The following is a 14,258-nucleotide window of genomic DNA, read 5'->3' as shown; positions in this document are numbered from 1 at the left end:
CTAATCCTACGGCAGTGAGCGTCAACATCGAAACAAAAATCGTCGAGCGGGGCAACGACGAGCACGTCGGCGAGGCGTGGGAACTCAAGGAGCAGATCCGAGAGTCCGACGGAGTGCTCCGCCAGCGACGGGGGTTCTTTCGCGACGCCTACCGGCGGTCGACCACTTATCTCTACACCGATCGGTCGACCGACCGACTCGTCGGGTTCGCGGCCGTGCGACGCGACGGCTACATCCTCTTTCTCGCCGTCGACGAGGAGTACCGGGGCCACGGCTTCGGTAAGCGCCTCGTCGCCCGCGTCGCCGAGGACTACGGGAGCGTGACCTGTCACGCCCGGGCGACGAACCGCGAGGCGCTCGGGTTCTACCAGCACATCGGCTTCGAGATCCGCCGCCGCATCGACAACTACTACGAGGACGGCGGCGACGCCTACTACCTGAAACTCGGCGAGGACTCGATCAAGGACAAGCTCTCGAAGTACCTTCCCGGATAGCCCGGCGTCCCGACAAGGAACGCTTTTCAAGGGTAGTCCCCAACGAGGTAGCCGATGGAAGAGCGGACCCGTGCGTACCTCCGCGGCCGGTTCGGCGACCACTACCGGCGGGCGTCGGTGACGCCGCCGCCGGCCGCAAACGAGCGCGAATGGGGGTTCATCCCGTGGACCGAAGGGCCCGGCGAGACGATGGTCCGCCATCGGTCGCTGCTGGACCTGGGCGAGATCGAGGACTTCCTCGGTCGGAAGAAGCCCCGACACGTCTACTTCTCAGCGGGCCGCTACGACGACCCGAGCGCCTCGACGATGGCCGAGAAGGGCTGGCGCTCCTCGGATCTCGTCTTCGACCTCGACGCCGATCACCTGCCGAGCGTCGTGCTCGGCGAAGACAGCTACGCCGAGATGCTCGCGAAGTGCAAGGACGCGCTGTTGCGCCTGCTCGACTTTCTGGACGACGACTTCGGCTTCGACGATATGACCGTCGTCTTCTCGGGCGGGCGGGGCTACCACGTCCACGTCCGCGACGAGCGGATCCGCCACCTGGAACGCGACGCCCGCCGCGAGGTCGTCGACTACGTGCGCGGCATCGGCCTGGAGTTCGACGAACTCGTCGACGAGGAGTCCGTCGCCGGCACGGCCGGCCGCTCGAGTCCGGCACAGAAGCGGACGCTGACCACGGAGGGCGGCTGGAGCGCGCGGGCGCACCGACACCTGCTCTCGTACGTCGACGACCTGCTCGACATGGAGGAGGACGACGCCCTCGAACGGCTCCAGTCCTACGACGGCATCGGCGAAGGGAAGGCGACGGCGGCGCTCAACGCGGCGCGCTCGAACTACGAGCAACTCGCGGCCGGCAACATCGACGTGCACCCGGCCGTCTACCAGCTCGCGCAGGTCGTCGTCCACGAGGTCGTCGCGGCCGACAACGCCCCGATAGACGAGCCGGTGACGACCGACACGAACCGCCTCATCCGACTTCCCGGCTCGCTCCACGGCGGGAGCGGCCTCGAAGTCCAGCGCCTCGATCGCGACGCGCTCGACGCGTTCGACCCGCTGACCGACGCGGTCCCGGAGACGTTCCGCGGCCACGAGATCACCGTCGAGGTCACCGACGGCGGCCCGGTCGAACTCGGCGGCGATAGTTTTACACTGGAGGCGGGTAATCACTCCGTACCAGAACACGTCGGCGTGTTCCTCATGGCTCGCGGCCGAGCGGAGAAGGGGAAGGAATGAATCTAGACGAACTCCAGTCCGTCCAGTCGAGAGAGCGCCAGACCGACCAGCTCCAGCAGCTGCGCGCGACCTTTTACGAGGAGGCCGGACAGTTCATCCAGCAGCTTCGCGAGGAGCGCGAGCGCGCGGCCGACCGGGCAGACGACCCCTTCGACTCGCCCGAGGTCAACCGCCTGACCGACGACATCAAGACGGCGGAACAGACCGTCGAAGCCGTCTACGAGCGCCGCGTCGGCAAGATCGTGAAGATGGCGTCACTGGCCGCGGCGGACATGCCCACCGAGGACGACGGGCTCACGCAGGAGGAGCGCGACCTGTTCGAGACGATGGTCACCGCTATCGAGTCGAACCGCTCGCACGTCCTGGACGTGATCGCCGGCGAGGCCCCGACCGGCGCGGTCGGCGACGGCTCGACAGAAACAGACGACGCCGCGAGCGACCCGACGCCGACGGCGGACCAGTCCGGCGACCGAACCGCGGATCCGACCCCCGACCAACTGCCAGACGCGGTACCGGAACCCGAAGAGCGAGACGAGACCACGACGAGTGGGGAACCGAGCGTGGACGCCGCAGACATCATGGGCGGCGGCGATGGTCAGGCGCCCGAGACCGCTGGCGAGTCGACGGGGACCGACTCGGGGACACGATCCGCCGATCAGGACACGGACCGACCAGCCGAGGAAGGGGCGGCGGCCACCGGAACGATGGAGGCGCCACCGTCACCGCCGCCCGAGGACCCGAACGCGGTCCCGTCCGAGAACGCCGCCGGACCCGAGACCGACGCTATCGAACGAAAGACCGTGCGCATCACCGACGACGTCGGCGAGATCTTCGGCGTCGACCAGCGCGAGTACGACCTCTCGACGGACGACGTGGTGACGCTGCCGGCCGACAACGCCGACCCGCTGGTCGAGCGCGACGCCGCCGAACCGCTGGAATAGTCCCTCACCGAAGGTTGCGGTCAGTTCTCGCGATCCGACAGAATCCGTCGCGAGTGCCGACAGTGCCGGGCACCGCCAGCTATAATGTAGCTCAAATTATATTACTACATCATCATGAACGTGGTTCGAACGGTCGTCCTCGCGTCGGTCGTGGTCCTCGCTGGCTGTTCCGGCTTCTTCGGAGACGCGACGGAGACGGCGACGCCGTCCGAGACGTCGTCTGGGGGTGCCCCACCGACTGAAACCGAGACTGCGGCTGTGACGGCGACGCCGAGTCAGACAGCGACTCCGACACCGACTGCCACGGCGACCGAACCACCGGACAGCGAGGGGCAACTCGCGCCCGGCGTCACGCGCGACGGCATCGTCAACCCCGTCGAACTGATGAGCGCCCACCAGCGCGAACTGCTCGCCGCGGGCTACGAGATCAATCAGACCGTGGTCAGCACGTACAACGGGTCGGTCAGCAACCGGCTCGTCGTCCACACCACCGCCGGGCCGGGCGGCGAAATCGCCTACCAGAACGGCACGTCATACGGTTACGACTTCGACGGCAACGAGAGCGTCACCGGGAACGCGGTCTGGCTGAACACGACGGCGATGGTCACCAGGCACTTCGAGGCCGGGAAGACGAGCTACCGGGTCCAGCCGCGCCTGTACCCGCCGGAATCGCTCATCTGGTACAGCGGGCTCCAGCGCGACATCCAGTTCGCCGCCGACGACTACGAGGTGACGAGCGTCGACCAGCGAGGCGGCGTGCGCGTCGTCACGCTGGAGGCGTCCATCGACCGGGTCGCCGGCGACGACATCGACGACACGACCTCGACGCTCCGCATCGACGAGAACGGGGTCATCAGAGACGCGGAGACGGAGGTGAACTACGGCACCGGCAACGTCTATCACACGTACTACGCGGTCGAGCGAGTCGGATCGGAGCCCCCGGCGCGGCCCGCCTGGCTCGACGCCGTCCCGCCGAGCGCATCGCTCGACGTGGGGATGGACGTGTTCGGCTTCGACGAGACCAGCATCGAACTGGTCCACACCTACGGCGACGCCGCGCCCGCCGGCTCGATCGTCACGGTGGTCTCGAACGGGACGCTGTACGAGACCACGCTCGACGAACCGTTCCGCGGCGACACGCTGTATCTCTGGATCGACACCGACGGCGCGCTCCAGGCGACGAGCGAACGGCCCGACGCAAGCGCCGCCCGCGAACTGGGGCCGGTGGTGACGGTCACCGTTCGCGCGCCGGACGGCGGGGAACTGTTCTCGACCAGCCTCGGACGCTGACAGCGGCGCGGGGCCACGGGCACAGTGCACGGCTCTCGTCTTTCGCCGTTCCGGAACGGTGTCCAGTTTCTTGTTCTCGACTGTCATATTGGGCAGTATGAACAGGTACCTCCGGGGTCTGGTCAGTCTGGGCCTCGGCGTGGTGGCGTTCGGCGTCACGACCGTCGCGGTGACCGCCGCTTTCGAACCGCAGATCGAGTTCTCGCTGCTCATCGGTCTTCCAGTGGGCATCTCAGCCGGTCTGACCGCGCTGTTCGCCGGCTCCGTCCTGCTGTGGTACCGCGACCGGACGGCTGCGGGCACGGTTTCCGAGCGCGCACGCCGATTGCGGGCAGCCGCACTGGCGACCGTCGCGGACTTCATCGCCGTCACCGCCGCTGGCGTCGGCCTCTACGCCCTCGCCAGCGACAGCATCGGCATCGGGCTGCTGGTTGCGGGCCTCCCGGTGACGCTGGTGCTCGCCGCCATCGTCGGGTACCTCGTGGCCGGCCGCGACCGAGGCGCACAGAGTGGGCTTCAAACGTAGTTCATAGAGGAAAACAGGATACCAGCGTGGGGGGTCTCTCGGACAGGCGGTCGGTCACTGTTGTCTGGATGTCCGCCGGCGGAGTTGTCGCACGGTGAGTCACCAGTCGTCCAGCGAAGCCGGCGCATAATACACAGCATTACTGATCATGCCTGACGGCGGTGCGTTTTCAGTGACTCTCTTATTCCCTATAGACAACGTCTGAAACGCGTTATTGCGGACATTCCAAAGGGGGAACGGTCACTGGGCTTCGATACCCACGGAGCGGAGGGCGGGGCACTGTCACACACCTCGATTCGAGGCCTGGCGATGGGACAACCGTAGTCACCGTGGGGGGAGACTACAATGGAACGACGCGACTTCACGAAAGCCGTCGGTGGTATCGTTACGACGACTGCCTTTGGTGGTGCGACGCTGCTCGCTTCGTCGGGCGGCGCGACCGCGACCGCCGGGAGCACGATCGACAACCCCAGTGCGGTGACCAGCGACGACGGGGAGATCTCGTACGTCTCGGTGCAGTCCACTGGTCGCCTGCAGTGGGATGGGTTCGACAAGGCAGCGAAGAAGGCACGGATACTCACGTACGTCACGCTCAGGCAAGACGGGTCGGCCGTCTGGGGAGAGAACCTCATCCACGACACCGGTGTGTTCGAACTGTCGAGTAGCTGGGGCGGGAGCGGTGAGGAAGTGAGTCTGGCCGGCGACCACGAGTCCGGACAGAGCGGATACATCGCATCGGACATCGACTGGGGAATCGCGCAGGAGAACCGCGAGAACAACTACAACGACGGCTACGGGCTCCCGAACAATCCCGCGCCCGTCAGCCCGTTCACCGCTGACGGCGACGGCGCACAGGAGCAGACGAAAGTCGTCCTGCAGTCGGTGTACATCCTCTACGACGGGAACGAGAGCGAACTGACTGAGCAGTCCGGCTACCCGGCCCGTCCTGAGGCGTCGTCCTCGTTCGTCGTCACGGTGAACAACGAGGAGTCGTCGACGTCCTTCGGGGACGCCGACGGCGAAGGGGACACCGAAGACTCCGCCGAGGTCGGCGTCTGACCCAGCCGACTTCCGACCCACTTGCAGTTTTTTGGTCCTGTCACTGTCGAGACTGGTCGACCCATACTGCGCAAGAACGCCTGTGGGCCGTCAGCCCGCCGTCGGCTCGAACTTAGGGCTCCGGGCGCGAGCCGAGCGTGAGTTCGAGCGTTCGCTCCGCACCGTCGCGCTCGACGAGCACGTCGATGGTGTCGCCGGGGCTGGTCGAGAGCGCGAGGAAGCTAGCGAGGGCCTGCCGGGTGGGTGTCGGTGTGTCGTCCAGCCGGCGGACTACGTCGCCGCCGACCGGGACGCTCGTCTCCGAGACGAGTTCGGAGCCGGTGCTGCCTCGCAAGACGCCGTCGGAGGGACCGCTATCGACCACGCGGTCGATGTAGACGCCCGACGCGGGGTCGAGATCGTTCGCTTCGGCGACGAGCGGCGAGACGCTTCGGAGGCCGACGCCCATGTATGAGTGGTCGTAGTCGCCGCTCGTGACGAGCGCCGGAACGACGCGCTGGGTCAGCGGTGCGGAGATGGCGAACGCGACGTTGTCGCCGCCACCGGCGTTGATGACGCCGACGACCTCGCCGTCGAGCGTGACCAGCGGGCCGCCGCTGTTGCCGGGGTTGACCGGTGCGTCCGTCTGGACCGTGTCGGCGATGGAGAAGTTGTTCGCCCCCTCGAGCGTCCGGTCGACGCCGCTGATGATGCCGGCGGTCACCGAGCCCGAGAGGCCGAACGGGTTGCCGATGGCGACGACTTCGGTCCCGACAGGCGGCTCCGTCTCGACGAACGACAGGGACGTCACTCCCGCCGGCGGTGCGTCGATCCGCACGACCGCGAGGTCGCTGTACACGTCCGCGCCGACGACTGAAACGGACCGCCAGCCGGTGTCCGAAAAGCGGACATAAAACTCCGAGCCGCCCGCGACGACGTGCTGGTTCGTCACGATGTGCTCGTCGTCGACGAGGAAGCCGCTGCCCTGACCGCCGCTCCCGTCGTCGGTGTAGACCCTGACCGAGGCCACGGCGTCCACGACCTGCTCGTAGACGGCCGTGTACGCGTTTTCTGACTGCGTCGATGCCGAGGCCGACGACTGGGCCGCGTCCGCCGACCGGTCGCCGGCGGACGATTCGGCCTGGGACCCTGGGGCCTGACAGCCCGCCGTGGCGGCGACGGCCCCGCCGAGCGCGCCGAGGAGCCCACGGCGCGTCAGTGACTGCTTCATACCGGACCGTCGCCCCTGGCGGCGAAAAAGCCACGGTTCCGGGGACCCGCCGGACGGCGGGTGCATGTCAGTGGCACTCGCCGGGGGAACGGGATCGAATCTGAGCCCGCTGCGAGTCGCGGGGGTCGCGGAGTCAGTCCACGTACGGCTTCTCGATGTCGCTCTCGACGGTGAGCACGGCGCTGATTCGACGCGTCAGGCCGTCGAGAAGCGAGATAACCGGCGACAGGAGTCGCTCGGTGAGACGCACCGGACCGGCGACCGTGAGCGCCCAGTACTTCGCGTTGCCGAGGCCGAACGCCTTCGGGACGATCTCCCCGAAGATGAGGATGAGGACGCTGGTGAACAGCGTCGTCGCGACGACGGCCGGGCCGGCGGGGAGGTAGGTGGTCACGATGACGGTCACGATGCTGGAAATCGCGATGTTCACGACGTTGTTGCCGACGAGGAGCGTGACGAGGAGGCGGTGTGGATCGTCGTACAGCTCTTTCAGCAGGCGTGCACGGCGGTCGCCCGTCGCCGCCTGTTCGTCGATCCAGTCTCTCGGCAGGGAGAAGACGGCGGTCTCGGAACTCGAGAAGAACGCGCTCAGACAGAGCAGGACGACGAGCGCTCCGCCTCCGACAACCGCGAGTGACAACGTGCTCATAGCCACAGTACAGACAGCCGTGCCATGAATGTGGCGCGCGGCCAGGGCCGCCGCCGGTCCGGCGACGCGGGCGTCGAAGCCACACAGGTCGTCGCGTAGTCAGTGCGAGCTCCTGTCAATAGTCCTTTATTATCGGCCGGCGCGTGGCTCTGGGTATGGTCTCGCGGAAGACGTTCCTCGTCCTCGCTCTCGTCGCACTGGTCGCTCTGGTCCCGCTCACCGGAATCGCCCTCATCGTCGCGCCGCCGGGATTCCTGTACGACCATTACTCGCACTACGACTACACGGCCTCGGTCAGCACCAACGAGTCGGTCACGAACGCGACGTTCTACCTCCCGTTCCCCGAGCAGTCCGCGGCGAACGCGACGGTCGACGACATCTGGATATACGACCCCGAGGGTGAGCAACAAGTGGACTGGGACGTGCAGGTCGTCGAGACGGCACACGGTCAGATGCTGCGGTTGCACGTCGACCAGTTGGCGGGCGCGAGCCGCTACACGCTGTACACCTACGCCGAGAACGGCTCGCTCGTCGACCGGCGCGAGATTCAACGCAGCGAGATCCCGGAGGACATGACGAACAGGGAACTCGTCGTCGACCCCACGACCTATCAGATCTACTGGAGCGTCGTCGTCAACGAGACCATCGAGACGCGCCACCCCGTCGGCAACGGGACGTTCCTCTCGCCGGCCCGGGACGTTCGCCCCGTCGAGTGCACGGACGCCTGGGGCGAGACCGACAACTGCGCGACGTTCACGAGCGTCGTGGGTGCGACCTACGAGACCGAGGAGCCGACCACCGTGACCGTCGGTACGGTCGGCTTCGACGGCTGGAACGAGTGGGGATTCGGGCTCTCGAACAGCTTCAACACGTTCTCCGCGACAACTGGCTCCGGGACCTATACCGACGCTGACACCGGGTGGGTCGTGGTCGACGGGCGGCTCCACGCCGGGATGGGTCGCTACGACGGGCCCGCGCGCTGAGTGCTCCATTCGGGCACAACATTCAATCGTCTCGGCGTCGTACGCCGGCCAATGTCTCAGGGACCGACAGACTCGAAGCCGCCGACGCCGGGATTCCTGTTGCCCGGACTGCGCTGTGGCGTGGAAATGGCGCTCGTCGGAACGATCATCCTCCTCGTCGGCCTGCCGGCGGAGGAGCCGCTTCGTCTGGGAATCGTGCTGCTGGCAGCGCTGCTGGCGATGACGGTCGTCCTGTTCTGGGCGATGGGACGGCACGTCCACCGGTGGATCCGCTACGCGCAGGGCAAGCCGACCCAGCACACGCCGTTCGACTGAGCGCGCTCATTGTGGCAGCGACCCGTAGAGACTGGATGTTTTAATAATCTGTCTCGGATTCTTTATTAACTAATCCCATCTACACGGGCTTTTCTAACAGCCGAATTAATAAGACGGGGCGGCCTAGCTTTGCCTATGACAGATTCAGGAACCGCGGACCCGGACGGGGGTGGGCAGACCCAGGACCGGACGGCGGCCTGCGATCACGCCGCCGATCGCGACGGCGAGCGCGTCGCGCAGTTCGCGGTCCCGGACATGGACTGTCCGTCCTGTGCGGGGAAGGTCGAGGGTAGCGTCCGCACGCTCGACGGTATCGAGGCGGTCGACCCGCAGGTCACCACGGGGACGCTCACCGTCTCGTTCGACCCCGCCGAGACGGACGCGGGGGCCGTCGCGGACCGCGTCGAGAAGGCCGGCTACACCGTCGCGTCCGACGACGCGAGCGGATCGTTCTCGGTCCCGGACATGGACTGCGCGTCCTGCGCCGGGAAAGTCGAGAGCGCGCTGTCGCGGGTCGACGGCGTCAGGTCCATCGAGACGCGGCCGACGACGGGCACGGTCGAAGTGACGTACGACGCGTCCCAGACGGACGGCGACGCAGTCGCTCGCGCCATCGAGCGCGCCGGCTACGAGGTCACGGAGCGGTCCGCAGGTGGAGACGGACAACGTGAGAGCGCCGAATCGGGGGCGGCCGACGACATCTGGACGAGCGCGCGCGCCCTGAAGACGTGGGTCAGCGGCGTGTTCGTGGCGCTCGGACTGACGTTCGAGTTCCTGCTGCTGGGAAGCAATGCGCAGGTGGGAACCGTCCTCGGATCGCCCCTCCACGTCGCCGACGCGCTGTTCCTCGTCGCCGTCGCCGCCGGCGGCCAGGAGATTCTCCGCAACGGGTACTACTCCCTGCGGAACCGGAACCTCGACATCGACCTCCTGATGTCCATCGCCATCCTCGGCGCGCTCGTCGCCAGCGTCGTCTTCGGCGAGGCGCTGTACTTCGAGGCCGCGACGCTCGCGTTCCTGTTCAGCGTCGCGGAACTGCTGGAGCGGTACTCGATGGACCGCGCCCGGAACTCCCTGGCGGAACTGATGGACCTCTCGCCCGACGAAGCGACGGTCCTGCGCGACGGCGAGGAGGTGACGGTCCCCGTCGACGAGGTCCGAGTCGGCGACACGGTGGTCATCAGGCCCGGCGAGAAGATTCCGATGGACGGCGCGGTCAGCGACGGCGACAGCGCGGTCAATCAGGCCCCGATCACCGGCGAGAGCGTCCCGGTCGACAAGACCGCGGGCGACGAGGTGTACGCCGGGACCATCAACGAGGAGGGGTACCTCGAAGTCCGCGTCACCGCCGAGGCAAGCGACAACACGCTCTCCCGTATCGTCCAGATGGTCGAGGACGCCCAGTCGAACAAGACAGAGCGCGAGCAGTTCGTCGAGCGCTTCTCGTCGTACTACACGCCGGTCGTGGTCGCCTTCGCCGTCATCGTCGCGCTGGCCAGTCCGGTCGTTCTGGGAACGACGACCTCGACGGCGGTCGTCTACGGTCTGACGCTGCTGGTCCTCGCCTGTCCATGCGCGTTCGTCATCTCGACGCCCGTTTCGGTCGTCTCGGGCATCACCAGCGCCGCGAAGAACGGCGTCCTCATCAAGGGCGGGAACCACCTCGAAGCGATGGGCGCGGTCGACGTCGTCGCCTTCGACAAGACGGGCACGCTCACGAAGGGCGAACTGACCGTCACCGACGTGGTCCCGCTGAACGGCACCTCCGAGGACGACGTGCTCCGGTGCGCGCAGGGCCTGGAGCGCCGGAGCGAGCACCCCATCGGCGAGGCCATCGTCGCGGAGGCCGGCGCGGCCGGGGTCGGAGCGCGCGAAGTCGACGACTTCGAGAGCATCACCGGCAAGGGCGTCCGCGCGGAACTGGACGGGACCCCTCACTTCGCCGGCAAGCCGGGGCTGTTCGACGACCTCGGCTTCGACCTCTCGCACGTCCACGCGACGACCGACGGCGGCGTGGTCACCCAGACGGCACAGCACATCTGCGAGCGCAACAACTGTCTCGACCTGCTCGAAGAGACGGTGCCCGCGCTCCAGGCCGAGGGGAAGACGGTCGTCCTCGTCGGGACCGAGGACGAACTGGAGGGCGTCATCGCCGTCGCCGACGAGGTCCGTCCCGAGGCGAAGGCCGCCATCTCGCGCCTGCGCGACCTCGGCGTCGAGCGGACGGTGATGCTCACCGGCGACAACGAGCGGACGGCGCGGGCCATCGCCGAGGCGGTCGGCGTCGACGACTACCGCGCCGGACTCCTGCCCGACGAGAAGGTCGCGGAAATCGATGCGCTGGTCGACGAATCCGACGGCGTGGCGATGGTCGGCGACGGAATCAACGACGCGCCAGCGCTGGCGAGCGCGACCGTCGGCGTCGCGATGGGCGCGGCCGGGACCGACACGGCGCTCGAGACGGCCGACATCGCACTGATGAGCGACGACCTCTCGAAGCTCCCGTACCTCTACGAACTGGCCCACGACGCGAACGGCGTCATCCGCCAGAACGTCTGGGCCAGCCTGGCCGTCAAGGCCGGCCTCGCGGTCGCGGTCCCGTTCGGCCTCGTGCCGATCTGGGTCGCCGTGCTCGCCGGGGACGCGGGGATGACGACCGCGGTCACCGGAAACGCGATGCGGCTCTCGCGGATTCGGCCGGACGCCGTCGGCGAGTGAATCGGCGGTTCGGCGTCCTCTCAGTCTAGTATTAAGTAGCGCCCGCGAGTAGCGTGGCCCGTCATGGAACTCACTTGGCACGGCCACTCGACGTGGCACGTCACGGTCGACGACACGGAGTTGCTCATCGATCCGTTCTTCGACAACCCGCACACGGACATCGATCCCGAAGAGCTCGATCCCGACTACGTGCTGTTGACCCACGGCCACGCCGACCACATCGGCGACGTGGACCGCTACGAGGGGACCGGTCTCGTCGCGTCCCCGGAACTCGTCGAGTACTGCGAAGACAACTTCGGCGAGTTCGACGCCGTCGGCGGAATGGGGATGAACCTCGGCGGCACCGTCGAGATCGGCGACGCATTCGTGACGATGCACCGCGCCGACCACACCAACGGCATCGACACGTCCTACGGCACGAGCGCCGGGATGCCCGCGGGCTTCGTCATCTCCGACACGAAGCCGACACAGGTCAGCGACGCCGAGTCGACGACGTTCTACCACGCCGGCGACACCGGCCTCATGACCGAGATGCGCGAGGTCATCGGGCCGTACCTCGAACCGGACGCCGCGGCCGTCCCGGTCGGCGACCACTTCACCATGGGGCCGATGCAGGCCGCCATCGCCGTCGACTGGCTCGACGTGGACCACGCCTTCCCGATGCACTACGACACGTTCCCGCCGATCGAGATCGAGACCGAGGACTTCGTGAAGGAAGTCAAGGCGGCCGGAAGCGACGCCGAGGTCCACGTCCTCGAAGGCGACGAGACGTTCGAACTCTGACCCGCCGCCGCTGATTTCCGGCATCGGCCAAATTGGTCGGTCGAGAAACGTTTAGGAGGGAGCGCCGAGACAGGCGGAACGCTATGGCAGATATCGAAGTCGAGAGCACCTGCGAGGAAGGCTACACAGTAGAGAGCGTCATCAACGGCGAGTGGCAGCTCGTCGTCGACGCGCTGAGCGAGGAGGGACCGTCGGCCAACGAGGTTCTTGCGGCCGACTACGCCTCCTGTTACATCCCGGCGTTCCGTGTCGCGGCGGACAAGCACGGCTACGACGACATCGGCGAGGTCACCGTCGAAGTCGCCGCCGATCTGGACGAGGACGACGACCTGGAGGCGATCGACTTCCACATCGAGGTCGAAGAGAGCCTCGGCGGCGACGAACAAGACATCGTCGAACTGGGCGAGGAGATCTGTCACGTCCACTCGGCCCTGCGCGAGGAACTCCACGCCGACATCTCGATCGAATCCGGCGTCTGAGCGGGAACTGACCGACGGCGTTTCGATCACCGGCGACCGACTGCGCCGGGAAACGCTCATACATCAGGCCCGCTAACGTCTCGCCATGAGCGATTCAAACTGGACCGACCGCATCGCTGGCGAGCGGATGGCGGTCGATCAACTGTTCAACGATCAGGTACAGGCGTCGTCGTTCTCGAGCCAGCAGTGGGGCCTCGTCATGACCGCCGTAGAGTTCGAGATCGAGAACCCCGAGGACGCGGACGAGGCGCGGATCGTCGCCGACACGTCGAAGCTCTCGAGCGTCATGCCGGAGATGGAACGCGTCGCGAATCAGAGCCCGATGGGCGGCCCGGGCGGCGACAGCTCGGGAAGTTCGGGCGGGCTTCTCTCGGGCGTCAAGGACGCTCTCGGACTCGGTGGCTCGGGCGGCGGCGACAAGCAAAAAGAGGAGGAAGCGGCACAGCTCGCACAGGCGTACGCCGAGAAGCTACAGGAGAAACTGGAGTCCAACGGCCGCTGGGACACGATTCGAGAGCAGGCCCAGTCCTAGTACTCGTCGCCCCCGTGAAAGAGCGTTAGCTCCTCCGCCTCGTAGATGTTGATGAGTTCGGTAACGATATCGTCGTAGGACTCGTCCTCGACCCGGAGGTCGTCGAGCCGTTCGATTGTCTCGTCGTCGAGTTCGATCGATGACATGCCTGGACGTTCCCGTGGGACCCACTTAATCCCCATCCCCGATCAAAAGCGAACACGAACAGTAGTAACAAATCAAAACCGAAAACGGTTAATGGTCGTTCTCGGTACCAACACCACATGCGCCCACTCGGTGACTCACCGCTCGTACGGAACGACAAGACGCTCGTCCTGGCCCACGACCACGGCCTGGAGCACGGTCCCAAGCAGTTCAGCGGCGTCGAGGAGCGCCTCGACCCGCGCGAGGTGTTCGAGATGGCGACCCACGACGCCGTCACGGCGCTGGCCGTCGGGAAGGGCCTCGCGGAGACGTACTACCCGAGCTACGAGGACGACGTGAACCTGCTGGCGAAGCTCAACGGCGGGTCGGACCTCTGGATGGGCGACCCGTACTCGCCCCAGAACTGGTCGGTCGAGTACGCCGCGGAACTCGGTGCCGACGCCATCGGCTACACGATCTACCCCGGCGTCAACCGCGAGACGGACATGTTCGAGGACTTCCGTCCGGTTCAGGAGAACGCCCGCGACCACGACCTCCCGATCGCCATGTGGTCGTACCCGCGCGGACAGGCCATCAAGGAGCACCGCAGCCCCTCGACCATCGCCTACGCCGCCCGCATCGGGCTGGAACTCGGCGCTGACTTCACGAAGGTGAAGTACCCCCGAGACAAGGAGGCGATGGCCCACGCCGTCCGCTCGGCCGCGGACAACCGCGTCCTGCTCTCGGGCGGGTCGAAGACCTCCGACCGCGACTTCCTCGAACTCGTCGAGGACTGCATGGACGTGGGCGTCGCCGGCCTCGCCGTCGGCCGCAACGTCTGGCAGCGCGACGACCCCTACGACATCCTCGACAAACTGGAAGGCGTCATCTTCGAGGACGCGACGACCGACGACGTGCTGTAG

16 protein-coding genes are annotated in these 14,258 nt (G+C 66.9%); 13 read left to right on the top strand and 3 right to left on the bottom strand.

What is annotated here, in order from left to right:
* The first annotated feature begins 14 nt into the window (after positions 1–14).
* From ACOZ4I_RS06795 to ACOZ4I_RS06770, 6 genes are all read left to right on the top strand, one after another.
* The gene (locus ACOZ4I_RS06795) at positions 15–494 is read left to right on the top strand and encodes a GNAT family N-acetyltransferase (protein ID WP_424004288.1); all 480 of its coding nucleotides are present in this window, start codon (positions 15–17) and stop codon (positions 492–494) included.
* A gap of 54 nt (positions 495–548) precedes the next feature.
* Positions 549–1,727: a DNA primase small subunit PriS gene (gene priS, locus ACOZ4I_RS06790; protein WP_424004286.1), complete on the top strand. Its 1,179-nt coding sequence runs from the start codon at positions 549–551 to the stop codon at positions 1,725–1,727.
* On the top strand, positions 1,724–2,668 hold the full coding sequence (locus ACOZ4I_RS06785; RefSeq protein ID WP_424004284.1) for a hypothetical protein: 945 nt from the start codon (positions 1,724–1,726) through the stop codon (positions 2,666–2,668). Before priS ends, ACOZ4I_RS06785 begins: the two co-directional genes overlap by 4 nt.
* Positions 2,669–2,782: 114 nt before the next feature.
* The gene (locus tag ACOZ4I_RS06780; protein ID WP_424004282.1) at positions 2,783–3,958 is read left to right on the top strand and encodes a hypothetical protein; all 1,176 of its coding nucleotides are present in this window, start codon (positions 2,783–2,785) and stop codon (positions 3,956–3,958) included.
* Between the two features lie 97 nt (positions 3,959–4,055).
* Positions 4,056–4,484 (top strand): hypothetical protein, encoded by a 429-nt coding sequence (locus tag ACOZ4I_RS06775; RefSeq protein ID WP_424004280.1) that lies wholly within the window; start codon positions 4,056–4,058, stop codon positions 4,482–4,484.
* Positions 4,485–4,829: 345 nt separating this feature from the next.
* Positions 4,830–5,543: a hypothetical protein gene (locus tag ACOZ4I_RS06770; RefSeq protein WP_424004278.1), complete on the top strand. Its 714-nt coding sequence runs from the start codon at positions 4,830–4,832 to the stop codon at positions 5,541–5,543.
* Positions 5,544–5,655: 112 nt separating this feature from the next.
* Here ACOZ4I_RS06770 and ACOZ4I_RS06765 read toward each other — a convergent pair whose 3' ends face one another.
* Both ACOZ4I_RS06765 and ACOZ4I_RS06760 read right to left on the bottom strand, forming a co-directional pair.
* Positions 5,656–6,753 (bottom strand): S1C family serine protease, encoded by a 1,098-nt coding sequence (locus tag ACOZ4I_RS06765; protein ID WP_424004276.1) that lies wholly within the window; start codon positions 6,751–6,753, stop codon positions 5,656–5,658.
* A gap of 133 nt (positions 6,754–6,886) precedes the next feature.
* Positions 6,887–7,402 carry a CNNM domain-containing protein gene (locus tag ACOZ4I_RS06760; protein WP_424004274.1) on the bottom strand — a complete coding sequence of 172 codons (516 nt, stop codon included), beginning with the start codon at positions 7,400–7,402 and terminating at the stop codon, positions 6,887–6,889.
* A 155-nt stretch (positions 7,403–7,557) separates the two neighbouring features.
* Between ACOZ4I_RS06760 and ACOZ4I_RS06755 the strand changes: the two genes are divergently transcribed.
* The 6 genes from ACOZ4I_RS06755 to ACOZ4I_RS06730 all read left to right on the top strand — a co-directional run bounded on the left by ACOZ4I_RS06755 (position 7,558) and on the right by ACOZ4I_RS06730 (position 13,212).
* Positions 7,558–8,385: a hypothetical protein gene (locus ACOZ4I_RS06755; RefSeq protein WP_424004272.1), complete on the top strand. Its 828-nt coding sequence runs from the start codon at positions 7,558–7,560 to the stop codon at positions 8,383–8,385.
* Between the two features lie 51 nt (positions 8,386–8,436).
* Positions 8,437–8,700: a hypothetical protein gene (locus ACOZ4I_RS06750; protein WP_424004270.1), complete on the top strand. Its 264-nt coding sequence runs from the start codon at positions 8,437–8,439 to the stop codon at positions 8,698–8,700.
* 135 nt (positions 8,701–8,835) lie between these two features.
* Complete coding sequence (locus ACOZ4I_RS06745; RefSeq protein ID WP_424004268.1) at positions 8,836–11,418, top strand: heavy metal translocating P-type ATPase; 2,583 nt, start codon at positions 8,836–8,838, stop codon at positions 11,416–11,418.
* Between the two features lie 63 nt (positions 11,419–11,481).
* Complete coding sequence (locus tag ACOZ4I_RS06740; RefSeq protein WP_424004266.1) at positions 11,482–12,201, top strand: metal-dependent hydrolase; 720 nt, start codon at positions 11,482–11,484, stop codon at positions 12,199–12,201.
* An 83-nt stretch (positions 12,202–12,284) separates the two neighbouring features.
* Positions 12,285–12,680: an OsmC family protein gene (locus ACOZ4I_RS06735; RefSeq protein ID WP_424004264.1), complete on the top strand. Its 396-nt coding sequence runs from the start codon at positions 12,285–12,287 to the stop codon at positions 12,678–12,680.
* A gap of 85 nt (positions 12,681–12,765) precedes the next feature.
* Positions 12,766–13,212 carry a DUF5799 family protein gene (locus tag ACOZ4I_RS06730; RefSeq protein ID WP_424004262.1) on the top strand — a complete coding sequence of 149 codons (447 nt, stop codon included), beginning with the start codon at positions 12,766–12,768 and terminating at the stop codon, positions 13,210–13,212.
* Here ACOZ4I_RS06730 and ACOZ4I_RS06725 read toward each other — a convergent pair.
* Positions 13,209–13,358 (bottom strand): DUF7557 family protein, encoded by a 150-nt coding sequence (locus ACOZ4I_RS06725; protein WP_424004260.1) that lies wholly within the window; start codon positions 13,356–13,358, stop codon positions 13,209–13,211. The two genes, ACOZ4I_RS06730 and ACOZ4I_RS06725, sit on opposite strands and share 4 nt — an antisense overlap.
* A 117-nt stretch (positions 13,359–13,475) precedes the next feature.
* On the opposite strand from ACOZ4I_RS06725, the gene ACOZ4I_RS06720 reads away from it, so the two are divergent.
* A complete protein-coding gene (locus ACOZ4I_RS06720) occupies positions 13,476–14,258 on the top strand; it encodes a class I fructose-bisphosphate aldolase (protein WP_424004258.1) in 783 nt (260 codons plus the stop codon).

This window comes from Haloarcula salina, from assembly GCF_049603855.1.
In the GTDB taxonomy this organism is placed as follows: Archaea; Halobacteriota; Halobacteria; order Halobacteriales; family Haloarculaceae; genus Haloarcula; species Haloarcula salina_A.
Note: the sequence above shows the minus strand (reverse complement) of the source record. Positions and strands in the feature narration are given on the sequence as shown.